Annotated in this window: 21 protein-coding genes; 10 read left to right on the forward strand and 11 right to left on the reverse strand. The window is 64.4% G+C overall.

The window, feature by feature from the left end:
* Window positions 1–20: 20 nt before the first annotated feature.
* Entirely contained in the window at window positions 21–1,235 is a 1,215-nt protein-coding gene (locus tag GWG67_RS06995) for a hypothetical protein (protein WP_275168375.1), read from the reverse strand.
* A 2-nt stretch (window positions 1,236–1,237) separates the two neighbouring features.
* Entirely contained in the window at window positions 1,238–2,605 is a 1,368-nt protein-coding gene (locus tag GWG67_RS07000) for an APC family permease (RefSeq protein ID WP_275168376.1), read from the reverse strand.
* A gap of 329 nt (window positions 2,606–2,934) precedes the next feature.
* On the opposite strand from GWG67_RS07000, the gene GWG67_RS07005 reads away from it, so the two are divergent.
* Together GWG67_RS07005 and GWG67_RS07010 are read left to right on the forward strand one after the other, a co-directional pair.
* Entirely contained in the window at window positions 2,935–4,278 is a 1,344-nt protein-coding gene (locus tag GWG67_RS07005) for an alpha/beta hydrolase (RefSeq protein WP_275168377.1), read from the forward strand.
* A gap of 170 nt (window positions 4,279–4,448) precedes the next feature.
* Window positions 4,449–4,775, forward strand: coding sequence for a GrlR family regulatory protein (locus GWG67_RS07010; RefSeq protein WP_275168378.1), 327 nt, complete (start codon window positions 4,449–4,451; stop codon window positions 4,773–4,775).
* 30 nt (window positions 4,776–4,805) lie between these two features.
* On the opposite strand, the gene GWG67_RS07015 is transcribed toward GWG67_RS07010, so the two are convergent.
* Window positions 4,806–5,183: a hypothetical protein gene (locus tag GWG67_RS07015; protein ID WP_275168379.1), complete on the reverse strand. Its 378-nt coding sequence runs from the start codon at window positions 5,181–5,183 to the stop codon at window positions 4,806–4,808.
* A gap of 92 nt (window positions 5,184–5,275) precedes the next feature.
* Window positions 5,276–6,448 carry an MFS transporter gene (locus GWG67_RS07020; protein ID WP_275168380.1) on the reverse strand — a complete coding sequence of 391 codons (1,173 nt, stop codon included), beginning with the start codon at window positions 6,446–6,448 and terminating at the stop codon, window positions 5,276–5,278.
* 186 nt (window positions 6,449–6,634) lie between these two features.
* Between GWG67_RS07020 and thrS the strand changes: the two genes are divergently transcribed.
* The 3 genes from thrS to GWG67_RS07035 all read left to right on the forward strand — a co-directional run bounded on the left by thrS (window position 6,635) and on the right by GWG67_RS07035 (window position 10,717).
* Complete coding sequence (gene thrS, locus GWG67_RS07025; RefSeq protein WP_275168381.1) at window positions 6,635–8,728, forward strand: threonine--tRNA ligase; 2,094 nt, start codon at window positions 6,635–6,637, stop codon at window positions 8,726–8,728.
* 93 nt (window positions 8,729–8,821) lie between these two features.
* The gene (locus tag GWG67_RS07030; protein ID WP_275168382.1) at window positions 8,822–9,385 is read left to right on the forward strand and encodes a nitroreductase; all 564 of its coding nucleotides are present in this window, start codon (window positions 8,822–8,824) and stop codon (window positions 9,383–9,385) included.
* 63 nt (window positions 9,386–9,448) lie between these two features.
* Entirely contained in the window at window positions 9,449–10,717 is a 1,269-nt protein-coding gene (locus GWG67_RS07035; RefSeq protein WP_275168383.1) for a serine hydrolase, read from the forward strand.
* Here the strand turns inward: GWG67_RS07035 and GWG67_RS07040 are convergent.
* Complete coding sequence (locus GWG67_RS07040; protein ID WP_275168384.1) at window positions 10,703–13,165, reverse strand: bifunctional diguanylate cyclase/phosphodiesterase; 2,463 nt, start codon at window positions 13,163–13,165, stop codon at window positions 10,703–10,705. The genes GWG67_RS07035 and GWG67_RS07040 overlap by 15 nt on opposite strands.
* A gap of 1,026 nt (window positions 13,166–14,191) precedes the next feature.
* Entirely contained in the window at window positions 14,192–15,043 is an 852-nt protein-coding gene (locus tag GWG67_RS07045) for a LysR family transcriptional regulator (RefSeq protein WP_275168385.1), read from the reverse strand.
* A gap of 104 nt (window positions 15,044–15,147) precedes the next feature.
* Here GWG67_RS07045 and GWG67_RS07050 point away from each other — a divergent pair, with 104 nt between their 5' ends.
* Window positions 15,148–16,140 carry a zinc-dependent alcohol dehydrogenase family protein gene (locus tag GWG67_RS07050; RefSeq protein WP_275168386.1) on the forward strand — a complete coding sequence of 331 codons (993 nt, stop codon included), beginning with the start codon at window positions 15,148–15,150 and terminating at the stop codon, window positions 16,138–16,140.
* Window positions 16,141–16,219: 79 nt separating this feature from the next.
* Here the strand turns inward: GWG67_RS07050 and GWG67_RS07055 are convergent, their stop codons facing one another.
* A complete protein-coding gene (locus GWG67_RS07055; RefSeq protein ID WP_275168387.1) occupies window positions 16,220–16,414 on the reverse strand; it encodes a hypothetical protein in 195 nt (64 codons plus the stop codon).
* Window positions 16,415–16,804: 390 nt separating this feature from the next.
* On the reverse strand, window positions 16,805–17,878 hold the full coding sequence (locus GWG67_RS07060; protein ID WP_275168388.1) for a hypothetical protein: 1,074 nt from the start codon (window positions 17,876–17,878) through the stop codon (window positions 16,805–16,807).
* A 240-nt stretch (window positions 17,879–18,118) separates the two neighbouring features.
* Here GWG67_RS07060 and GWG67_RS07065 point away from each other — a divergent pair, with 240 nt between their 5' ends.
* Window positions 18,119–19,162 carry a patatin-like phospholipase family protein gene (locus GWG67_RS07065; RefSeq protein WP_275168389.1) on the forward strand — a complete coding sequence of 348 codons (1,044 nt, stop codon included), beginning with the start codon at window positions 18,119–18,121 and terminating at the stop codon, window positions 19,160–19,162.
* A gap of 17 nt (window positions 19,163–19,179) precedes the next feature.
* Here the strand turns inward: GWG67_RS07065 and GWG67_RS07070 are convergent, their stop codons facing one another.
* Together GWG67_RS07070 and GWG67_RS07075 are read right to left on the reverse strand one after the other, a co-directional pair.
* Window positions 19,180–19,608, reverse strand: a complete 429-nt coding sequence (locus tag GWG67_RS07070) for a CBS domain-containing protein (protein ID WP_275168390.1) — start codon at window positions 19,606–19,608, stop codon at window positions 19,180–19,182.
* A gap of 189 nt (window positions 19,609–19,797) precedes the next feature.
* Window positions 19,798–20,574: a rhomboid family intramembrane serine protease gene (locus GWG67_RS07075; protein ID WP_275168391.1), complete on the reverse strand. Its 777-nt coding sequence runs from the start codon at window positions 20,572–20,574 to the stop codon at window positions 19,798–19,800.
* Between the two features lie 525 nt (window positions 20,575–21,099).
* Here GWG67_RS07075 and GWG67_RS07080 point away from each other — a divergent pair.
* Window positions 21,100–21,654, forward strand: coding sequence for a PAS domain-containing protein (locus GWG67_RS07080; RefSeq protein ID WP_275168392.1), 555 nt, complete (start codon window positions 21,100–21,102; stop codon window positions 21,652–21,654).
* A 13-nt stretch (window positions 21,655–21,667) separates the two neighbouring features.
* On the opposite strand, the gene GWG67_RS07085 is transcribed toward GWG67_RS07080, so the two are convergent.
* A complete protein-coding gene (locus GWG67_RS07085) occupies window positions 21,668–22,054 on the reverse strand; it encodes a hypothetical protein (RefSeq protein WP_275168393.1) in 387 nt (128 codons plus the stop codon).
* 146 nt (window positions 22,055–22,200) lie between these two features.
* Here GWG67_RS07085 and GWG67_RS07090 point away from each other — a divergent pair, with 146 nt between their 5' ends.
* Window positions 22,201–22,707 carry a GNAT family N-acetyltransferase gene (locus tag GWG67_RS07090; protein ID WP_275168394.1) on the forward strand — a complete coding sequence of 169 codons (507 nt, stop codon included), beginning with the start codon at window positions 22,201–22,203 and terminating at the stop codon, window positions 22,705–22,707.
* 125 nt (window positions 22,708–22,832) lie between these two features.
* A partial coding sequence (locus GWG67_RS07095; RefSeq protein WP_275168395.1) for a hypothetical protein occupies window positions 22,833–23,094 on the forward strand: 262 nt, incomplete at its 3' end.

The raw sequence follows: 23,094 nt of genomic DNA on the forward strand, positions 1-23,094 counted from the left end.
CGCCGGGCCTGGCACCAGACTTAACGGGACCAGAAAAAGCGTCCGGGTGGCGGCGGGACCGGCTCGGGCGGACGTGGCCGCTTCGGACGCGGCGGTTTCGGCGACGGCTCGGCGGACGAGGTGGTCTCCGCGCCCGGCGCCGTCTCGCTTCCCGGTGCCTTCACCGACAGCAGCAAGTTCGACTCGTGCATCCGCCAGCGGTAGCCGACGCCGAAATCGATCGGCTGGGCGCGCGTGAACAGCGCGGCGTAGCGTTCCTGGTAGCGGCCGGGGAATTCGCCGATCGGTCCGAGATAGCGGCCGAACGGGAAGAACCGCCATTGCCGCGAATTGTAGTTCGAAAGCGGAATGCCGGAATCGTCCTGGACGATGGTCGCGCTGTTGGCGAGCAACCAGTCGCGCGCGACGGTGAAGTTGCCGGAGTGCAGCAGATAGGACGCACTCTTGATCAGACTGTTGCCGGGACCGAGCGTCTCGCAGAATTTCAGGAACCCTGCGGCGCGCGCACCTGAATTGGAGAGATCGGTCGAGAAATAGTACAGCGTGCGTGCCTCGCCGTCGGGGCCTGCGAAGGTGATCCGGGCGCCGCGCGTCGCGTTCGGTCCGGGATTGTCGTTGCCGACATGCACGCCGCCCTTGTCGTCGAGTGCGATCATCTCGACATTGCGGATGGTCTTGCCGGAACGGACGAGGAAGACATAGAGGATCGGCAAGGTGCCGTTGACCTGGTTGGTGTGCAGGTCGACCTTCATCTGCTTGGTGATGAAGAAGGAAAAACTCAGGATCGAGCCGAGCGAGCGCTCGACGTTGTAGAGCGCGGCGCCGATCGAACCGCGCGGCAATCGCGTCAGGTCAGCCACCGCACCGACCGGCTCCAGCGCGCCGAGCACGTAAGTGCTGGCCTTGGGATAGAAGGCATTGGCGTAGAGGAAGTCGGGGCCGCTGAACAAATAAAACATGGTCGGCCTGGGCGCCGCCAGATTGACGTCGGCCCAGTTGCGGATCTTCGAGAGCTGGCGCTGCTCGAGCTGGGCGAAGGCGCCGTCGAAGAACTTTGCGTGGCGTTGCCAGCCCGGGTCTTTTGTGAGCGGCACCAGCGGCGAATCCGCCGAAGGCTGCATGCCCGCGAGGAAGCGCGCGGTGTCGTCGAAGGTTGCCTCGGCAGCACGTGCGGACGAGACGGCCGCAGCCAGCAAGGCGAGAGCGACGGCCGCAATTCTCATGGGTCGAAACATGTCTATTCGCGATGTGATGAAGTGCCAGCGGCGACCGGCCGCCTGCGGAAAACAGCATAAATCAACAGGCCCGAGACCATGACGAGCATCCCCAACAGCGATTGCACGGGCCGCTCGGTCAACAAATAGTACATCATGAACCCGGTCACGAGCAGGAAAACGAGCGGCGTGAACGGGTATCCCCAGGCACGATAGGGCCGCGGCAAGTCGGGATCCGTGATGCGCAGCTTGATGACGCCGGCGACCGTGAAGAACGAGCAGAACAGCAGTGCGAACTGGATGAAATCGAGCACGGCCTCGAAGCTGCGCGTGAACAGCAGCAGATTGGCGACGGCGAGCTGAAACAGGATGGCATAGGCCGGCGCGCCACGCACCGAGCGCTTCGAGAACACGCGCAGCGCCGGAATATCCTCCCCCATCGTCATCATCACGCGCGGGCCGATCCACATCATCGCGCTGATCGAGGAGATCAGGCCGAAACAGATCATCGCGCCGACGATCCGGCCGCCGAGATTGCCGAAGATCGCGCTGCCGGCGACGCTGGCGACGTCGAGCTGACCCGCGAGCGCGCCGACCGGCGTCGAATGGAGAAACACCGCATTCAGCGCAACGTACAGCACGAGCACGATCAGCGTGCCCGCGAGCAGCGCACGCGGCAGGTCCCGCTGCGGCATGTTCATCTCGCCGATGATGTACGTTGCGGCATTCCAGCCCGAGAACGAATACATCACGAATACGAGCCCGATCGCAAAAGGCGCGCTGACGATATGCGCGAGATCGCCCGCCTGCGGCGTGAAGGCGATCGGCTGCGGCACGCCGACGATGAAGCCGGCAACCAGGAAGGCAACGATCAGCACGACCTTCAGGATGGTCGAGATCAACTGGAACGTCGAGGAGTGCCTGACGCCGGTCAATTGCACGAGCGAGACCAGCCACACCACGGCGATGGCAAGCGGGATCGGCGGCACACCGGGGACGACCGATTTGGCGTATTCACCGAACGCCATCGCGGCGAGCGCGACGGGTGCTGCAAAGCCAACCGTCGCCGACACCCAGCCGGCGAGAAAGCCGAAGGCGGGATGATAGGCACGGCCGAGGAAATTGTATTCGCCGCTTGAGCGCGGAAACATCGCGCCGAGCTCGCTGTAGGAGAATACCCCGCACAGCGCGACGATGCCGCCGACGGTCCACAGCAAGAGGATCGAGAACCCTGAGGGAATGTCCTTGACCTGGAAGCCGAGGCTGGTGAAAACGCCGACCCCGATCATGTCGGCCACGACAATGGCGGTTGCGACCAGAACGGAGACCCCCGACCCGCTTCCGGTTAGCCGGCCGGTCCAGGGTGCAGTACCCGCATCTGATGCCGTCATCGCCGTCCTCAACCTCAGGCGTCACGCCTCGTGGGAAGCATCGTGCAGTTCGGTCCAGTCAATTCAAGCAGGGTTAACAAGGGTTAAATGAGGCGGGCAAAATCGGTACTCAAACACCATTATTGCACGGTCCGGGGCAATAAAGCTTCGCAAACACCGGGACATCACGTTTCCCTCCCCCACAATCAGGACACGATTGCGTGGTCCCTTTGAGCGTTCCGGATGTGGGGAAGTTTCTCCGGACACTTAACGTCGCCTAAACGCCCATCGGCTCAATTGCCTTAATGACTGCCGATGGACTTGTGGTCATGACTTGGGGTCATGGGTGAATGGTCGGGGCCGTTCCGAAACCGAGAGCTGACATCCGCGCCGACCGGACGACGTCCGGCGCGCGCGGTCGTGCGCTCCGGATCGCCCTGATCTCAGCCTTGGTGCCGTTGTCGCTGACCCTGGTTCAATGCGGCAAGGCGCCCAATCCGGCAGCGCTCGCGGCGAACTCGCAGGCCAGCGTCCAGGGCAACGCCCAAGCCAACGTCCAGGTCGTTGCGAAGACAAACCAGCAAGTCGCAAGCAACGACACGTTCGAGGATCGCTTCCCGGCCCCCCAGTTCAGGGAGCGATTCCCATCCGCCAGCGAGGGTTTTCTGGAACGGCAGATGTCGGACTTCGCACCCAAGCGCGCCGTGCAGCCACAGCCGGAGCAGGCGCCTTACAAGGTCGCTTCGCTCGCGCCGCAGATCCCCTACCAGCGTCCGCCCCGCGAGGACCTGACAACGCTCGTCAGCATGAAGTCGTCAGCCTTCCCCTATTTCGGCAACAACCCCGCCTCCGACGCGCCGTTCCTCAACATCTCCAAGGGCGACCGCCGCGGCCACCGCAGCTATTCCGGACGCGTGTTCTGGCAGGACGAGACTTACAACGATAACCGCGTCTTGATGCACGTGCCCGAACATTTCGACGTGCGAAAGCCAGGCGTGATCGTGGTGTTCTTCCACGGCAATGGCGCAACACTCGAGCGCGACGTCCGCGATCGACAGCTGGTGCCGCAGCAGGTCACCGATTCCGGCGCCAACGCCATCCTGCTTGCGCCGCAAATGGCGGTTGACGCCGCCGATTCCAGCGCCGGCAAATTCTGGCAGGCCGGCGGCCTCAAGCGCTTCCTGGACGAATCTGCGAACCATCTGGCCCGGCTCACTGGCGATCCCAACAGCGCCCGCGCCTTCGCCAATATGCCGGTCGTGATCGTCGGTTACAGCGGCGGCTTCCTGCCGACGGCCTGGAGCCTCGAGGTTGGTGGCATCAGCGACCGTGTCCGGGGCGTCGTGTTGCTCGACGCCGTCTATGGCGAGATGGACAAGTTCGCCTCGTGGATCGAGAGCCACCGCTCCGGCTTCTTCGTCAGCTCCTACACCCGCTACACCGCGCGGCGCGACCGCGAACTGATGAGTACGCTGCGGCAGAAAGGCATCACCGTCTCCGAAGACATGGACGGCCCCTTACGTCCGGGCAGCGTGGTGTTCGTCGAAACCGGGGACGGCATCACCCATCGCGACTATGTGACCCGAGCGTGGACGCGGGACCCGCTCAAGGACGTCCTGGTCAAGATGTCGGCAACGCCATCACTCGCGCTCACGCGCGTGGCCTCCACCAATCCATCCGCGTCGAGCCGGTAAGTTTGCGATATTGCGCCCGTCGGCATTTGGCTGCACGGCCCGCAATTCTCTCGAGCCTTGACAAGACGTGCTGTTGATGGCCGACGGTCCCGGGGCCGACCGGATTGTTTCCGCTGGCAACAATCATACTTTGCCGGCCAAGTTGCATTGGGATTCTGCGGGGACATGCAGTGCGTCAGGGACTCTACAAGGTCGACTTCCACACGGTTCACGGCACCGGTTGCGGCGTCGTCTATGTGACGGAGGGCAAGATGCGCGGCGGCAATTCCGCTTTCGCGTTCATCGGCACCTGCACGGGCGAAGGCGACAGCATCAAGGTCAAGATCTCGACCGAGCGCTACAATGACGACCCGTCCTTCAAGGCGCTGTTCGGTCTCGACCGGATCACGCTGACGCTCGCGGGACGGGAGGATGGCGACACCGCGGAATTCGAAGGCACCGCACTGCAACTGCCGGGCGTTGCCTTCAGGGCCGTGTTGAGCCGGGTCAGCGACTAGCCGCCCGGCTGCCGGACTTTGCGATCTGCCTCAGGTTTTTGGCAGCTTCGGAATGCTTTCGGCAAAGCCGTTGAAACAAGCCAGCCGCTCGTCCTCTTCCTTGAAGAAACGGCAATCGGCGTAGCCTTTGGCCTTCGGCGGCTTCGGTTTCGGTGTCGGCGCGATCACGGCGTCGTAGCAATTGAGCCGGTCCTTGGTGCCGTCATCGAGGTCGAGGCAAGCCTGGAGCCGCGCCGCGATCGATTGGGGCTTGCCCTTCGGCGCCGCAGCCGGCTTGGCCGCAGCCTCCTTGCTGCCCTTGGGCTTGACCTGCACCAACGGCTTGTCCCCGATCATTGGTGGCTTGTCGGCTTGCGCGAAAGCGGAAGCTGAATAGAGCACCGCGGCAACCGCCAGAATCATCCTCATTTCAGTCAACCCTCTTTGGTCCCCATGACCGGCCTTCTAGCCTCCCGGCGCGCGGTTTGCCAAGCACCTTGCGCACACGGACACGCTTCCGTTCAGGCCGGGGCGGCAGTTGCCGGCCGGGGCCGGGTCAAGACCACCAGGATCAGCGCCAGCACGACGAAACCGACCGCGACGAAGCCGAGCGTATGCAGGAGCTCGCGGGCGAACAGCAGTCCGCCGACGGCAGAGCCGACCGCCTGGCCGATATAGAGGACGGAGGTGTTCAGTGCGACGGTCGCCGATGCCAGCGACGGTGCGGCCGAGACCAGCCGCACCTGCTGCATCGAATTGGTCGAGGCAAAGCCGAGGCCCCAGATCGCGACCGCACCCGCCATCAACCCGAGCGTGCCGGCGCCGAGCGCCCAGCCTGTGATTCCTGCAAGCAGCAGGCAGGTGAACAAAAGCGAGGTGCGATAGGGTCCCGAGGTGTCGACGATGCGGGTCGCGATGACAACGCCGAGGAAGCCGCAGACGCCATAGAGAGCGAACACCAGGCCGATCGCATCGGGCCCTGCGCCGGTCAGCTTGTTGAGCAGCGGCCCCATGAAGGTGAACACCACGAACTGCCCGGACATCTGCAACATCGTGATCGCAAGCAGAAGCAGGATCGTCCTGTTGCGACCAACCGAGCTCCAGGTCTTCAGATCCACCGGCGTCCCCTTCAAGCCCGCCGGCAGCCGCATCAGCAACAGCAGCAAGCTGACGCAACCAAGGGCGCCGATCCCGCCATAGGCCGCGCGCCAGCCATAGCGGCTGGCGATGAAGGTGATCAGCGGCAGGCCGACGGCGGCAGCGAGCGACCAGCCGAGAAAGATGTAGGCAATCGTGCTGCCGCGACGTTCCACCGGCACGATCAGCGCCGCCGTGCCGGCGGCCTGCGGCGTGTAGAGCGCGCCAACCGCGAGCATCACCAGGCGGATGACGAGGAGGCTTGCATAGTCGGGCGCAAAGGCTGAGGCCAGATTGCCAAAAGCGAGCACCGCCAGCGTCGTGGCGAGCAGCGTCCGGCGCTCGATCCGGCTGGTGAGCCAGGCCGTCAGCGGCGAGCCGATGCACAGGATGATGGCACCGAAGGTGATCAGGAGCCCGGCCGCATGGATGCTGACGTCGAGCCCCATCGCCAATTCGGGCAGCATGCCGGCCGGTGCCAAGACCGAGCAGCCGGTGACGAGATTTCCGAGCATCAGGGCGGTTGGCGCAAAGCGGCCGACGCGTGCATTTTCCATGCAAACGCATGTAGAGCCGCCTTGCGACCAGTTAAAGGGCGTTGCCCGGAATAGTTCGTGCAGCGCCCCCGCTTTTGCGCGCCGGTTTCTTGGAATTGCCGGATTGCGCAGGCCGAATCGCCTGATATATCGCTCGTTCCCGCTTACCTGCGCTCGTTCGCAGGAGTGAGCCTCAGGAGACATGCCATGACCGACCAGCCCAACGACCAATCCAAGGACCCATCCAGGGACCCATCCAAGTCCGAGCAGCCCAAATCCGAATCCGGCTTCCAGTACAGCCTCAGCAATTTGAGGCCCGTGACCCCGCCGGAAAAAATCACCCTTACCTTCCCGGACGGCGCCCGGCGCGAATACGCCAAGAGCATCACCGGCCTCGAACTCGCCAAAGGCATTTCGCCGTCGCTGGCCAAGCGCACGGTCGCGATGGCGCTCGACGGCGTGGTCTCCGACCTCGACGATCCCATCGAAGCCGATGCCAGGATCGAGCTGATCAACCGCGACGATCCGCGCGCGCTCGAGCTGATCCGCCATGACTGCGCCCACGTGCTGGCCGAAGCCGTGCAGACGCTGTGGCCGGGCACCCAGGTCACCATCGGCCCCGTGATCGAGAACGGCTTCTATTACGATTTCTTCCGCAACGAGCCGTTCACGCCGGAAGACTTTGCCGCGATCGAGAAAAAGATGCGCGAGCTCATCGCGCGCGACAAACCTTTTACGAAGGAGGTTTGGGATCGCGAAAAGACAAAACAAGTGTTCCGCGACAAGGGCGAGGCCTTCAAGGTCGAGCTGGTCGACGCCATTCCCGGCAACGAGCCGATCAAGATCTATTACCAGGGCGACTGGTTCGATCTCTGCCGCGGCCCGCACATGACCTCCACCGGCAAGGTCGGCAACGCCTTCAAGCTGATGAAGGTGGCCGGTGCCTATTGGCGCGGCGACAGCAACAACCCGATGCTGACCCGCATCTACGGCACGGCATTCGCCAAGCAGGAGGACCTCGACGCTTATCTGAAGCAGATCGAGGAAGCGGAAAAGCGCGACCATCGCAAGCTCGGGCGCGAGCTCGACCTCTTCCACTTCCAGGAGGAAGGCCCGGGCGTCGTGTTCTGGCACGCCAAGGGCTGGACCATCTTCCAGCAGCTGATCGCCTATATGCGGCGGCGCCTGGCCGGCGACTATAGCGAGGTCAACGCCCCGCAGATCCTCGACAAGTCGCTGTGGGAGACCTCCGGCCATTGGGGCTGGTACCGCGAGAACATGTTCGCGGCGCAGTCGGCCGGCGACGAGGCCGAGGACAAGCGCTGGTTCGCGCTGAAGCCGATGAACTGCCCGGGCCACGTGCAGATCTTCAAACATGGCCTGAAGAGCTACCGCGACCTGCCGCTGCGGCTCGCCGAGTTCGGCGTGGTGCACCGCTACGAGCCGTCCGGCGCGATGCACGGATTGATGCGCGTGCGCGGCTTCACCCAGGACGACGCGCACATCTTCTGCATGGAGGATCAGCTCGCCGATGAGTGCCTGAAGATCAACGAACTGATCCTGTCGACCTATGCCGATTTCGGTTTCGCCGGCGACCTCACCGTCAAGCTGTCGACCCGGCCGGAGAAACGCGTCGGCACCGACGCGATGTGGGATCACGCCGAGCGCGTGATGGCGACGGTGCTGCGCGAGATCCAGTCGCAGAACAATCACATCAAGACCGAGATCAATCCCGGCGAAGGCGCCTTCTACGGGCCGAAGTTCGAATATGTGCTGCGAGATGCCATCGGCCGCGACTGGCAGTGCGGCACCACGCAGGTCGACTTCAACCTGCCGGAACGGTTCGGTGCGTTCTACATCGACCACGACAGCGGCAAGAAGCCGCCGGTGATGGTGCACCGCGCGATCTGCGGTTCGATGGAGCGCTTCATCGGCATCCTGATCGAGCACTATGCCGGCAACTTCCCGCTCTGGCTGTCGCCGGTGCAGGTGGTGGTCACCACCATCACGTCGGAAGCCGACGAGTATGCCAAGCAGGTGTTGGAGCAAGTCCGGCGTGCGGGACTTCGGGCCGAGATCGACCTGCGCAACGAAAAGATCAACTACAAGGTCCGCGAGCATTCGCTGGCCAAAATTCCAGCACTGCTCGTGGTCGGCAAGAAAGAGGCCGAGACGCAGTCGGTCTCGATCCGCCGGCTCGGCAGCGACGGGCAGAACGTGATGACAACGGCGGAGGCCATCGCCGCCCTCGTCGACGAGGCGACCCCGCCGGATGTTAAGCGGGCGCGCGGCGCGGCCTGACATCTGAAATCGGTCTAAACTCGCTTTCGGTTGCGGGCGTGCATTCCTATGTGGGGACTGCACGCCCGACGACCAGCCGAAGAGGAAACCGCAGTGCCCGACGCCATCGAACTCCTGAAGACCCGCCGCTCGGTCAAGCCGCGCGAGATGTCCGGTCCCGGCCCCTCCCCGGCCGAGCTCGAGACCATCCTCACCATCGGCGCGCGCGTGCCCGACCATGGCAAGCTTGCGCCCTGGCGCTTCATCATTTTCGAGGGCGATGCGCGTCAGCGCGCCGGCGAGGTGATCGCGAAGGTGTTTGCCCGGAAGAATCCCGGCGCGCCGGCGGCCGACGTCGAGACCGAGCGCAAACGCCTCACGGATGCGCCGCTGGTGATCGGCATCGTCAGCTTCACCAAGCCGCATCCGAAGGTGCCGGCCTTCGAGCAGGAATTGTCGGCCGGCGCCAGCGTCATGAACATCGTCACGGCCGCGACCGCGCTCGGCTACGGCGCCTGCTGGCTGACCGGCTGGTTCTCGTTCGATCGCGACGTGCTGGATGGCCTCGGCCTCAAGCCGGACGAGAAACTCGCCGGCTTCGTCCATATCGGGAATCCGACCAAGCCGAGCGAAGACCGTCCGCGACCGATCCTTTCTGAAATCGTGACGCGATTTTAATCGAAGGCGTGTTGACGCCTTCGACGTCTTGCGGCTTTGATCCCGGCCAGGGAGGAAGCCCGGATGAAGCGTCGTGAATTTCTGGTCGGAGCCGCGCTGCTGGCCGGCACGATGGCGCGGGCGCGCGCTGCAGACCTCCCTGCTCCGTCGTCCGACGGACTCGACCGCATCACAGCGTATTTCGACAACGAGGTGACGAGCGGCCGGCTGCCGGGCGCCGTGGTGCTGGTCCAGCAGCACGGCACGCCGGTCTATCTGAAGACTTTCGGCGTGCGCGACACCAGGACGGGCCTCGCGATGACGCCCGATACGATCTTCGCCATCCACTCCATGACCAAGCCGGTCACGTGCCTTGGCGCGATGATGCTGATCGACGAGGGCAAGCTCGCGCTCACCGACCCCGTGTCGAAATACATTCCCCTCTTTGCCGACACCAAGGTGGGCCTGGAGGTCACCAACCCCGACGGCACCTTGCATCTGGATCTCGTCGCCCCGGTCCGTCCCGTCAACATCGAGGATCTGCTGCGGCACACCTCCGGCATCAGCTACGATTATATCGGCGGCAAATGGGTCGAGCAGGCCTACAAGGCCGCCAACATCTTCGAAGGTCAGTTCAACAACAGGGAATTCGCCCAACGTATCGCAAAGCTGCCGCTGGCTCGGCAGCCGGGAACGCTGTGGCGCTACGGTCATTCCACCGACGTGCTCGGCAGTGTCATTGAGATCATCTCGGGCCAGACGCTGTACCAATTCCTCAAGCAGCGCATCTTCGACCCGCTCGGCATGAGCAGCACCAAATTCGCGCTGGCGACCGAGGACGAGCTCGCGCGGATGGCGCGGCCGCTGCCGAACGACAACATCCTGCTCGCCGGCGAGCGCGACCGCCTCGACCATCCCGAATGGCAGTCCGGCGGCGGCGGGCTGCTCTCGACGATCACCGACTATCAGCGCTTCTCGCAGATGCTGCTCAATGGCGGCGAGTTCGACGGCAAGCGCTATCTGAGCCCCGCCGCGTTCAAGGCCATGACGACCGATCACGTCGGGCCGGGCTCGGGCGTCGGACGCGATTACTTCTATTTTCCGGGCGACGGCTTCGGCTATGGCTATGGCCTCGCGGTGCGGACCGATCCCGGCAATGCCAAACCGCCGCCGCCGGGCTCGCTCGGCGAGTTGAAATGGGACAGCGGCAGCGGCACCTATTTCGGCGTCGATCCCAAGCTCGACATGGTCTACCTGCTGATGCAGCAGACCCAGAACGAGCGCAGCCGCATCACGCCCGCCTTCAAGGCGCTGGTCTACGATTGCTACCCGCCCGAGCTACGCCGCCCGTGACGCGCGCTGGCCGAAATCGGCGAGCAGCCTTGCGATCTCGGCGGCGGGCCGCGCCGCGCTGAACAAGAAGCCCTGGACTTCGTTACAGCCTTCGGCGCGCAACCACGCGAGCTGATCCTCGGTCTCGACGCCTTCCGCGGTCGTGGTGATGTTGAGGCTGCGGCCAAGCCCCGAGATCGCGCGAACGATCGCGACGCAATCGGGCCGCCCTGCCAGATCCTTGACGAAGGAGCGGTCGATCTTGATCTTGTCGAAGGGGAAGCTGCGGAGATAGCTGAGGCTGGAATAGCCGGTGCCGAAATCATCCATGGAGATGCTGACGCCGAGCTCGCGCAACTGATGCAGGATGGCGAGATTGGCATCGGTCTCGGCCAGGAAGATCGACTCGGTGATCTCAAGCTCGAGCCGCTTCGGCGACAGACCGGACTGCGCCAGGGCCGAGATCACGACCTGAACCAGATTGCGGCTGCGGAACTGCGCCGGCGACAGATTGACCGCGACCTTGACGTCGACAGGCCATTTCACCGCTTCAGAGCAGGCCTCGCGCAGCACCCACTCACCAAGTTGGGTGATCAGGCCGATGTCCTCGGCGACCGGAATGAACTCCGCCGGCGAGATCATGCCCTTGTCGGGGTGATGCCAGCGCAGCAGCGACTCGAAGCCGGAGATGCGGTCGGAGGCGATCGATACCAGCGGCTGGTAGTGCAGCTCGAATTCGCCATTCGCAAACGCGCGGCGCAGATCGAGCTCCATGTCACGGCGCTTCTGCGCCTGCAGATCCATCTCGCGCTCGAAGAAATGATGCACGCCGCCGCCGTCCGACTTCGCCCGGTACAGCGCCATGTCGGCGTTGCGCATCAACTCTTCCGACGTCGTACCGTCGCCCGGCGACAGGGCGATGCCGATGCTGGCGCCGATCACCATCTCCTGCCCGTCGATCTCATAGGACGCCTTCAGCATGTCGATCAGCAAGCTCGCGCAGGCGCTCGCCTCGTTGGGCGAGACGTCGGCTGCCAGGATCACCGCGAACTCGTCGCCGCCGAGCCGGGCCGCGAGATTGGCGCCGCGGACCGCGGTGCTCAAACGGGCCGCAACCTCCTTCAACAGGCGATCGCCCACCGGATGACCGAAGGAATCGTTGATGTTCTTGAACAGGTCGAGATCGATGTAGAGCACGCCGACCCGCTTTCCGGCGGCCTGGTCGAGCGCCTGCTTCAGGCGCTCCTGGAAATATTCGCGGTTCGGCAGATCGGTGAGCCCGTCATGGTGTGCCATGTGGGCGATCCGCGCCTCGGCCTTGCGCCGTTCGGTGATGTCGACCACCGCGACCAGATAGCCGTCGCGATCGTCGAAGGCGACGCGACGGCCGAAGGTCAGCACCTCGATCTCGCTGCCGTCGGCACGCAGATGCCGCCAGTTGCGCGAGGAGTGATAGGCGTCGCCGATGCGTTCGAGCGCCTCGGCATGGCTGTCCCACTCGTCCTGCGGCCAGATCTCGTGCAGTTTCATGCGCAGGAAGGTGGCGCGGCTGTAGCCGTAATGCTGGACCGCGGCGTCGTTGACGCTGAGAAACTGCTTGCTCGCGGCGTCGAACACCCACATCGGCATCGGGTTGTTGTCGAACAGCAGGCGGAACGAGGCGTCGCGCCGCTTCAACACTGTGACATCCGAAATCGTCAGCGAGACCACGTCGGCGAACGCGGTGGCGCTCAGCCGGAGATGCCGTCCGTCGCTCTCGATCTCGAGCTGCTCGCCGCGACCGCCGGAGACAGTCTTGAGCAGGAATTCCCTGACCTCGAGCGAGGCCAGCAGCGTGTCTCCCTCGCCGATCCGGCGCCACAACAGGCCCTCGCCTTCGGCCTTCAGCAGCAGGCCCGCACTCCTGTTGTGGTGCACGATCTGGAGATCGAACGGCTTGCCACCCGCGTCGCGCAGCGTCGCCAGCGAGACCACCGCGTCGTCGGTCGACGCGAAGATCGCGTCCAGGAGATTGTATTGCGCGCCGCGTTCGTTGATGTAGGCGCCGACCAGCGTCGCGCCCCAGCGCGAGGCGGTTGGCAGCGCCAGCACATCGTAGGTCCTGACCATGCCGTCGCGCACGCAATGGGCGCTCGCCTGGTGCGGCCGGCCTTTGGCGAGCGCGTTCGCCGCGGCTTCCGACAGCGCGGTGGCGCAATCGGGCGAGAGCGCGGCGACCGGGATGTCCCAACGCTCTTCGCCGAGCCATTTCTGCACGTAGCGTCCGCTGCGCGACAGTTCGAGCGCGCCATCGCCCTTGAGCAGCGCGATGTGGTCGGCGAGCCGTCCCAGGCTGCCGAGCATCACGTCCTCGTAGCGCGGCAGTCGCTCGCCCGGCTTCAACGCGGCACGCCATTTGCGCTGAAGCACTGGGATGTCGTCGAACATTTCGGCGGCCGGTTTTCCCGACACTTTCTTCGCGGCACTCATGGCAGTCCCCAACGCACTTTCCCGTCGCATCCAATGCAGCCGCGCTTAACGGCGTGTAAAGAGCGCGCGAGTGCGGGTTCCGTTCAGCGATTATGACAGTTTAAAGTCGGGCGTTGGTTAGTGGGCGTTAGAGACTATGACGGTTGTGCGAAGGCGTTGCGTAGGAGGCGCGTGAGACCGAAGCTTTGGCGCACCGCTGCATCAGCAGCGTCATTGCGAGCGCAGCGACGCAATCCAGACTGCCCACGCGGAAAGACTCTGGATTGCTTCGCTGCGCTCGCAATGACGGAGCGTAGGCAAGAGCGTCGCTCTCAAATTCACATCTCGCTTGTAGGCACACCTTCGCATCCTCGCGGCGTGTTCGCCCGAGCTTTGCTTCGTCGTCTCACCCTCAATGGAAAGAGGGCGCAGGGAAGACCGGGTGCCGGCTGGCACCCGCGGTCCACTGTGCGAGATTGTGGTAACAAGATTGCACAGGGGCATACAGGTGAAGCCAAAACATCCGGCCTTCCCTGCGCAGTGGTTTGACGGCTTATATCGCGCTCTCCCCGGGGAGCGATGCACTATTGCCCCCGTCGCCTTGCGGATGGCTGATATACGTGCCCGGTCGGGCCGCCTTATCACCGCAACACTTGGCGCACAGACCCCGGGCGCCAGGACCACACGATTTTGCCGTACGCCGATCACACCGGTCGTGTGCGCGACACTTTCGCTCACGGTTTCCCGCCCTGCGAAACTCTTCGCGCCGATGTGGCCTGCGTCCACCGCCGTCCGGCCCGCGTTCGTGACGATCGCGATACGCCCCTCTTCCTTGGGCCGGAGTAGGCGACACATACGCCGTTTCCGAATTTCGGTAAAGTGGAATATTTTTGCCTGCGTGCATTGACTGACAGCTTGGGTGTTTTGCCCGACAGGCACCGCAAGGTCTTGTAGCCCGGATGAGCGAAGCGATATCCGGGATTCCTTCCACGAGCTGTCCCGGGTATCGCTTCGCACACCCTGGCTACGGCAGCGTGTCAGGAGCCATCACCCTGCCAATCGTTCGATCACGAGATCGAGCAGCGCGCGCAGGCGGGTGAGGCGCTTGAGATCGCGATGATAACCCACAAAAGTGTCGCGGCCGGGTGGCGTCGCCCCGATGTCGAGCGCGACCAGCCGGCGGTCGCGGTCGCCGAGCGGGCGCGGCAGCACCGCGAGCCCGCCGCCGCTCGCGCAAAGCTCCGCCTGCGCCTGCCTGTTGTTGCTGCGCGAGGCGATTTCCATATTCGGCAGCGTGCGCTTCAGCCACAGGGCATCGGGCATGTCGGCGAATTCGGTATTCATGGTCACGACGCGGACACCGCTTCCGTCGCCTGCGCGTGGCGGCTTGCTGCCTTTCTTGCCGTAGAGTGCGTAGGGAATGTGGAGCAGCTTTCGGGAGATCACTTCAGGCTCGCTAAACGGTTTGATGCGGAACACGAGATCAGCCTCGCGGCGCGGCAGGCTGTAGAGGCGCGCATCGGTCAGAAGCTCGACGGTCACCTTGGGATGGCGCTTGCCGAAGGCGGCAATCACCGGCGAGAGTATTATCGTCCCGAACCAGTCCGACGACGACAGACGCAGCAAGCCATCGAGCTGCGTCTCCGCACCGGACGCACGCCGCTCCAAGGCGAGCGCCTCCTCTTCGATCCGCTCGGCATGGCGCAGCACAGCCGTGCCCTCGTCGGTCAGGACGAAACCATCCGCCGTGCGCTGGAACAGCGTTTGGCCGAGCGACTGTTCGAGCGCGCGAAGTCGCCGTCCCATCGTCGGCTGGGTCTGGCCGATCTTGCGCGCGGCCGCGCCGAGAGTGCCTTCGTGCGCAATCGCCAGGAAGATGCGCAGATCGCTCCAGTCCACCGGAAGCCCCCTCATACAAAAACGCACGGCAATCGTACATTCTCATTCCTTCCCATGCAAAAGTTCATGAGCATATTGGAGGCCATCAACGGAGCAAGACGATCATGACGAGACAATCGACCATGCGCGCGGCCGTCCTGGAGGCCCACAACGCGCCCCAGCGCCTCTCAACGATCTCCAGGCCCGAGATCGGTCCGCGCGAGGTGCTGGTGCGAATCCGCGCGAGCGGGATCAATCCGCTCGACACCAAGATCCACGCCGGCGCCGCGGCGCATGCGCGCCATCCGCTGCCTGCGATTCTCGGACTGGATCTCGCCGGAGTGATCGAGCAGACCGGACATGACATCTCGCGGTTCAAGCCGGGCGACGAGGTCTATGGCATGACGGGAGGCGTCGGCGGTGTACAGGGATCGCTCGCCGAATTCGCCGCTGTCGACGCCGACCTGCTGGCGCTGAAGCCTGCCAATGTCAGCATGCGGGAGGCAGCCGCCCTGCCCCTCATCTTCATCACGGCCTGGGAAGGACTGATTGACCGCGCGGCGCTGAAGGCCGGCCAGAAGGTGTTGATCCATGGCGGCGCAGGCGGCGTCGGCCACATCGCGATCCAGATCGCGCGCGCGTTCGGAGCAGATGTGTTCGCGACCGGCTCGGCATCGCAGCGCGCCACCATCGAAGGTTTTGGCGCGACCTTCATCGATCGCGATACCGCCATCGCGACTTATGTTGCAGAGCATACGGGCGGCCGCGGCTTCGACGTCGTCTACGACACCGTCGGCGGCAAGGTCCTCGACGCCTCCTTCGAAGCCGTACGCCGCTTCGGCCATGTCGTGAGCGCGCTCGGATGGGGTACGCATGGGCTTGCGCCGCTCTCGTTCCGCGCCGCCACCTATTCCGGCGTGTTCACGCTGCTGCCACTGCTGTCAGGCGAAGGCCGCGCGCATCACGGAGAGATCATGGCGGAGGCCACACGCCTGGTTGAGGCGGGCAAGCTCTTGCCGCTGCTGGATCCGCGGCACTTCACGCTGGAGAGTATCGATGAAGCCTATGCGCTGATCCGCGATCACGCGACGCAGGGCAAGCTCGTCGTGGATATCTGACGGCGCTCGCAGAGAAGTCTCGTCGCCGGATGGACCGAAGCGCAAGCCAGGCTGCGGACACTCGCACGTGCCGACGCGACTAGTCCTCGCCGGACGTCGCCAAACGATTGCTCAGATGAGCCTGCGACAACAAAAAGAACAATGCGCGCTCGCCATGATATTTGGCGGACGGCCGGGTGCGCTCGAAGCCATCGGCAAATTTCTTGCCGGATTGGTCGCACACCTGCCACCGCCAGCCGAACCGCTTACGCCTGGTGAGGATCACTTCGAACATGCCGACGAGCTTGGTCCCCTGCTCCTTACCGGTCTCGCAGACGCACGAGCCTGCTCCGGCCTCCCCCATTAGAGGGATGCCCGACATATAACCCAGCAGGATGGAAAGCGAATGAAATTGATTATCGGAAATAGGTATCTTGCACCGGCTTTGAGGAAGTCGCCGCGCGGCTGGAATAAGCCGGCGGTGCCGGTGTTGATCGGTCCTGCCTGGTAGCGCTGACAAAGCTATTCAAGTCGCAACACCAAACGGTGTAGCGGAGAGCATTCGCCTTCGCACACGTCATGGGACTGGCGGTAATAAGATAAGGGAGATCCGTGCGCTAAATGAGAAGTGTTCACTGGGCACGAAGACCAGCTTCGGGCCGCATGCGGCATCACCGCTCAAGCACTACCGCGCGACGACTTCCACTTCGCCGTCGACGCCGTTGACGACGTTGAAGCCGCGCTCGTAGACCTTGCCCTCGTTCTTGGCGATGGCGCGGTATTCGCCTTCGGAGAGCACGACGCGCGGGAAGGCGCCGATCGATTCCTTGATCACGTCGCCGCCCGGGGTCAACACCGACCAGGCGGTGTTGGCGAGCGCCTCGCCGCCCCTGTCGCTGACGAGCTTGAGCGTGATGACGGCCGCGCGGTGGGTGATGGTGACGTCGGTGAGCTTGCTGACCTGGACGCGGATGTCCGAGCGCACCACCGAATTGGCGTCGCCGTAATTCGAGATGATGTAGTAGGTGCCCTCCGGCAGCAGCACGACGTCGCCGGCTGCGACGTTCGGCACCAGGGAGGCGCGCTCGCCGGATTCGAACTGGCTGCCCTTGTAGATCGCGAACGAGATCTGGTTCTGCGGAATGCGACTGGTGCCGACGCGGCCCTCGATGCGCAGGCCGCCGGCGGGCAGCACGAAGGATTCGCGATCGGTCTCGGCCTTCAGGCTGACGGTGCGCACCGCGCTGACCAGACCAAAGGCGACGTGCACGACGTAATTGCCGGGCGGCAGCACGATGTTCGGCGTGGCATTGCGGTCTTCGCGGATCAGCTTGAAGGTGCCGTTCTCGTCGGGGCGATCGGCAAACACGCGCCAGACCAGGCCGCTGGTGATTGGCGGGGTGTCCTTGCCGTATTTCGCCGTCAGCGACAGCACGCCCTGTCCGGGCACGGCCGCGTTGAGCGGCGCGGCGGACGGCACGGTCGTGACCGCGGGCGGCGGCATGCTGGGCGTGGTCGGCTGCAACAGGGTCGGCGGCAGGCTCGGCGGTCCGGCACCCGGGCCGGAGGGCGGCGCCAGACTGACGGCACCGCCGGGATCAGGCACCGACGCGGGCGGCACCGGCGGTGGACGATCGGAGAAAAGCTGCGCCTGCGCAGCATTTTGGCCAAGAGTATAGAGGCAGGCAGCAAGGACCAGGGCCGGCAGCAGCGATGCGCTGCGCCGCCATCCGATGATGCCGTCACCCCCGAGAGTCATGCCACCTGCTTTTCACCGAAAACGCGGCAAATTCAAGCCTCTGCACCCCCGAGAAATACGGGCGATCCGGTTTTGGAACCCGGTTGACGCCTGCGTGATTACCCCAGGGGCATCCGTCCCTCGCCATACTCCTGCCCCGTGCGCTTCCCAAACCGGCATAAACCATGCTTCGGCCCGGTTCTGGCGGAGCGCGAGTACGGTGCCTAGTCTGATGGCGGGTCCCGGCGTAGGAGAGTTTCGGTGCTGGACAGATTGAAGGGGCGGGGTTCGAACAGCGATAAGGTCGCCGAGAAAGTCGGCCTGGGCAGCATCCGCCGGCCGGTGATCGGCCTTGCGCTTGGCGGCGGCGCGGCGCGCGGCTTCGCTCATATCGGCATTATCCGGACCCTGCTCGCCAACGGAATCGTGCCTGAAGTCGTGGTCGGCACCTCGATCGGCGCGGTGGTCGGCGGCCTCTATGCGGCCGGCCGGCTCGATACGCTGGAAGAATGGGGCCGCAGCCTGCAGGGGATGCGCAATATCCTTGGCTACCTCGACATCCGCCTCAACGGCTCCGGCCTGATCGGCGGCGAGAAGCTGGCGACCCGGCTCGAGGCTGCCTGCGGCCAGAGCCAGATTGAGGATCTCCCGGTCAAGTTCGCTGCCGTCGCGACCGAGGTCCGCACCGGCCACGAGATCTGGCTGACGCGCGGCCGCGTGGTCGACGCGATGCGCGCCTCCTATGCGCTGCCCGGCATCTTCTCTCCGGTCCTGATCGGCGATCGCTGGCTGGTCGACGGCGCATTGGTGAACCCGGTGCCGGTCTCGGCCGCCCGCGCGCTCGGCGCCGAAATCGTCATCGCCGCAAATCTTTCCAGCGACATCTTCACCTATTCGACGACGGTCTATTCGCACGGCGCGATACCTGAGCCGGTGATCCCCGTGGCCGAAGAGCCGACGTCAAAGCGGCGCTTCCCGAGATTCTTCTCGCCCGAGAAGACGGTGAAGCGCGAGTTCTTCGGCGGCGGCAGCGCCCGGCCCGGCCTCTCTTCGGTGATGGTCGACGCCTTCAACATCATGCAGGACCGCATCACCCGCGCCCGCCTCGCCGGCGATCCGCCCGATATGCTGATCACTCCGCGGATCGGCCAATTCGGCTGGTTCGATTTCCACCGCTCCGAGGACCTCATCGCCTTGGGCACCCGCGCTGCCGAGCGCGCGCTGGAGTCCATCCAGGAGGCAATCCACGAGCTGGCGCCGGCGCCCGAGGGCACCGCGCCCAAAGCCGACCAGCAGCAGGACTGATCAGGCCGTCTTACTGATCAGGCAGTCTTGATGTAGTCGCGCAGGGCTTCCTGCTCGGACTCGTATTCCTGCACCCGGCGCTTGACGATGTCGCCGATCGAGATCAAGCCGACCACCTTGCCGCTGTCGACCACGGGTAGATGGCGGAACTTGCCGGTGGTCATCATCTCCATGAGCTCGGCGACCGTGTCGGTCTCCTTGCAGGTGACGACCTTGCGGGTCATGACCTGAGAGACCGGCTCCTCCAGCGCGCCGGCGCCGCGTTCGCCGATCACTCGCACAATGTCGCGCTCCGACAGGATGCCTTCCAGCCGGCTCTGGTTCATCACCAGCACAGCGCCGATCTTCTTCTCACCGAGCAGTTTGACCGCGACCGCCAGCTTCGCGTCCGGCTCGACGCTCATGATCTGGTGGCCCTTGGTGTTGAGAATCGAACGTACCGTCATTGTCGCCTCCCTGAATCGGAACCGTCCGCTGTTCGCGGTCCGGACTTGTTCTTCGAGTCTTCAACTAACAGTTTCAGCGCCGGTTTCACGCTCGTGCGCTTTGCGAAGCATCGCCGCGAACGGCCTGTCGCTTCGGAACATTCTTCTCGGGAATGATGGATGAATTCGGGCGGCGCCGCAAGCGCCGCTTCAAATACGGTCTGAAATGTCCTGTGATGACGCATCCGCAGCATCGCTTCGCACGCGCGGCACGGGATCGAACAGCGTGAACAGCAAGAGGCCGGCAAGGAAGCCGCCGATATGCGCCTGCCAGGCAACACTCGTGGCCTCGCTATCGACGCCGATCGCGCCGACGCCAAAGACGATGTTGACGCCAAACCAAACCGCGAGGAAGCCGAGCACTCGCCCGTCGCGCAACGCGCGCGACAGCGGCAGCGCCGGAACTCTTGCGGCGGTATCGGCATCCGATCGGCTGAACGACAGGAAGCTGCCGCGAACGAAGGCGAAGCGGATCGCCGCTGCCATCGCGCCGGACACCGAGGCCGAGGCGCCGATCATCGGCGCCACCGCGTGCTCATGGGTGACGAGATGGGCGAGCGCGCCGGCCGCCGCCGTCACCGCGAGAAACAGGAAGAACCTGATCGCGCCAAAGCGCCGCGCCAGCGCGCTGCCGAACGGCAACAGCCAAAGCACGTTGAAGCCGAGATGGGTGAGATTGGCGTGCAGCAGCGAATAGGTGACGAAGGTCCAGACCTTGGCGCCGGCACCGCCGGGAATCTCGAGATTGAGTAGCGAGGAATCGTAGCGCTTGGGGATGAAGCCGAAGACGTCGATGGTCCAGTTCTCGAGCTCCGGCGGCAGCAGCACCCGCAGATGGATCACCGCGAGCAGGAGGATATAGGCGGTCAGCGCCACGGGCAGCGTCAGGATCGGCTCGCGCGGAGCCTCCTCAACGACGGCCGGCACCCCCAGCGAAGCATCTTGCGACGGAGGACCTTGCGGCGGAGAATTTGGCGGGGAATCCAAGGCAGCTTCGCTTTCAGGCGCGATCGGAGCGACAGTCCTAACGACAGGCCTTCGAGATAGTCGTCTTTGCCCGCCCTGCGCAAGTGCACAAAAGGAAAAGGCAGGGCCCTGGGAAAGCCCTGCCTATCCGTGTCGGACTTCCGGTACCCAGAGAGACGGGAGTATCCCCACCCCTCCCCGCGGCCGGTGACCAAACTGTTTGACGCCTGTGTACAGGCCTCGCCGAGAACCTGGAGCAAAGCGGCGAGGCTTGCGACCGCGGTCACCATAGCAGCGGGGCGGCGCACGGAAAGGGCATAGTTAATTTAACGTTAACGACGCAAAGGCAGCGCCAGAGGCGCCGAAAACGCCGCTGCGGCATGGACGCTGCAAAGCCCCTCCTGCACAACAACACAGGGATCGCGGCTGCACTGAAGCGGGACAGGTTTGTCCCGCGAGGTTGCGCCCCGGGGTAAGCGTTCAGTCATGAAACATCCGTCGAGCCGCGAGTTCTTCGCATATTGGAACGAGAAGCGCGGCACTGCGCGGGCCCCTGACCGCGCCGATATCGATCCGGCCGCCGTGCGCGGCCTGCTCGGCGACATCTTCGTGCTGTCCTGCGAGCCCAATCTCGGCTTCCCGTTCCGCGTCGCCGGCACGCGCGTCTGCGCGCTCGCAGGGCGCGACCTCAAGGATTCGAGCTTTGCGGCGCTGTTCAACGAGGCCAGCCGCCGCGAGATCGAGGAGATCACGACCATCGTCGCCGACGAGAGCCTCGGCGCAATTGCCGGCGTCACCGCCGCGCGCGAGGACGGCAGCAAGGCGTATCTCGAGCTGCTGCTGCTGCCGTTCAACGCCCGCCCGCATACACCGGTCAGCGTGACAGGCGTGCTAGCGCCGTTCGACGACGAATGCGGCGCGCTTGGTCCGTTCGCCCTCACCTCCTGGCGCTATCTGCACCAGCCGGAAAAACTGCTGCCGCGCGCGATCCGCAAGCTGCAGATCGCACGCGGGCTGATGGTCTATGAGGGGCTGCGCTAGCAGTGCACCCCGCTCACGGCATCGCCAGATGCCAGGCGCCGTTCAGAAAGCCGTCGCCGGTGACGTCGCCGGGCTTGGTGTCCTTGGCGAAGGTGTAGAGCGGCTTGCCCTTGTAGGCCCATTGCTTCGAGCCGTCGTCGCGCGTGATGACGGTGTAGCCATCGGCGGCGGCATCGCTCGCCTCGGCTTTCAGCACCGGCCAGTTGGTCGCACACGGACCATTGCAGGCCGATTTGCCGTCCGCATCCTTGTCGAAAGTATAGAGCGACATGCCCTTGGCGTCGGTGAGCACATTACCCTTGTCGGTCTTGCCAGTCTTGGTCGGAGGCGCCGCGAAAGCAGCGGGAACCATCGCGAGCGATATTGCGAGCGTGAGCGCGAGGCGGATCGAGGACGTCATGGTATCTCCTGTCATGCAATGGGCTTGCATGGATAGGACGCCGCGCGAGCCGTCGTATTCCTGTGATGGCGGCAAAGATATTTTTCGCTGCACGCATCGGCGCATCGGAATAAACTGGGATGATGGAAACGGAACGACGGCTCGACATGAGCAAGCCGCATTGGCGTCTCGCGCGCGCCTCCGATCTGCCGGCGATCAGCAAGATCGCAGCGCGGATTCATCCCGATCTGCCTGAAAGCCCTGAGGTGTTCGCGGAAAAGATGCGGCTCTATCCCGATGGCTGCCGCGTGCTTGTCGCGGACGACGGGATCGTCGGCTACGGTCTCGCGCATCCCTGGATGCAGCACCGGATTCCGCCGCTCGACGGCTTCCTCGAGCAACTGCCTGGCGATGCGGATTGCCTCTATTTGCACGACGTCGCCGTGCTGCCCGGCTTTCGCGGCGGGGTCGCGCGCGACTATGTTGCCGATATCGAAGCGCTGGCGCGCGCCTCCGGCATTGCGACCCTCGCACTGGTCTCGGTCTATGCCACGCAACCGCTGTGGCAAGGCCTGGGCTTTCGGCCCGTCAATGCGGATGCGGAACTACGCGCAAAGCTCGCGTCCTACGGCGACAACGCAACCTACATGCTGCGCGACCTCGCTGCGACGTAACGTCCCTCCCCCCGGCGCAGTTCACGCTGGCGTGAAGCCATTCCCTCGAACCGGGTTCGATCAGCTCTCGTCGAAGAACTGTGCGGGCCGATCTGGTCTCGCCGAAACGAGACTGGAGAATTTCCATGAAACTCACATTGCCGAAAGTTGCTTTGCTTGCATTGGCGACGACGGCCGCGTTCAGCGCAACCAGCGCCAACGCGGCGCAATTCCGGACCTATGGCTGCGATTCCGCTTTCTTCGAGGGCTGCGGCATCGCGATCGAGCAGCCAACGCCGAGCGGCAGAAGCCGCGTCAGCATCACTCACGACACCTCGCCCACCTACATGAAGCAGACCGATCCCCGCTACAGCTCGTCGATGCGTGATGCCGGCGGCGGTGGTGGCG

The organism is Bradyrhizobium sp. CSS354, from assembly GCF_029051725.1.
In the GTDB taxonomy this organism is placed as follows: Bacteria; Pseudomonadota; Alphaproteobacteria; order Rhizobiales; family Xanthobacteraceae; genus Bradyrhizobium.

Coding starts and splice junctions, on each gene's coding strand:
- GWG67_RS06995 (WP_275168375.1), bottom strand. CDS start 1,235: ATGTTTCGACCCATGAGAATTGCGGCCGTCGCTCTCGCCTTGCTGGCT.
- GWG67_RS07000 (WP_275168376.1), bottom strand. CDS start 2,605: ATGACGGCATCAGATGCGGGTACTGCACCCTGGACCGGCCGGCTAACC.
- GWG67_RS07005 (WP_275168377.1), top strand. CDS start 2,935: ATGGTCGGGGCCGTTCCGAAACCGAGAGCTGACATCCGCGCCGACCGG.
- GWG67_RS07015 (WP_275168379.1), bottom strand. CDS start 5,183: ATGAGGATGATTCTGGCGGTTGCCGCGGTGCTCTATTCAGCTTCCGCT.
- GWG67_RS07020 (WP_275168380.1), bottom strand. CDS start 6,448: ATGGAAAATGCACGCGTCGGCCGCTTTGCGCCAACCGCCCTGATGCTC.
- thrS (WP_275168381.1), top strand. CDS start 6,635: ATGACCGACCAGCCCAACGACCAATCCAAGGACCCATCCAGGGACCCA.
- GWG67_RS07035 (WP_275168383.1), top strand. CDS start 9,449: ATGAAGCGTCGTGAATTTCTGGTCGGAGCCGCGCTGCTGGCCGGCACG.
- GWG67_RS07040 (WP_275168384.1), bottom strand. CDS start 13,165: ATGAGTGCCGCGAAGAAAGTGTCGGGAAAACCGGCCGCCGAAATGTTC.
- GWG67_RS07050 (WP_275168386.1), top strand. CDS start 15,148: ATGACGAGACAATCGACCATGCGCGCGGCCGTCCTGGAGGCCCACAAC.
- GWG67_RS07055 (WP_275168387.1), bottom strand. CDS start 16,414: ATGTTCGAAGTGATCCTCACCAGGCGTAAGCGGTTCGGCTGGCGGTGG.
- GWG67_RS07060 (WP_275168388.1), bottom strand. CDS start 17,878: ATGACTCTCGGGGGTGACGGCATCATCGGATGGCGGCGCAGCGCATCG.
- GWG67_RS07070 (WP_275168390.1), bottom strand. CDS start 19,608: ATGACGGTACGTTCGATTCTCAACACCAAGGGCCACCAGATCATGAGC.
- GWG67_RS07080 (WP_275168392.1), top strand. CDS start 21,100: ATGAAACATCCGTCGAGCCGCGAGTTCTTCGCATATTGGAACGAGAAG.
- GWG67_RS07085 (WP_275168393.1), bottom strand. CDS start 22,054: ATGACGTCCTCGATCCGCCTCGCGCTCACGCTCGCAATATCGCTCGCG.
- GWG67_RS07090 (WP_275168394.1), top strand. CDS start 22,201: ATGAGCAAGCCGCATTGGCGTCTCGCGCGCGCCTCCGATCTGCCGGCG.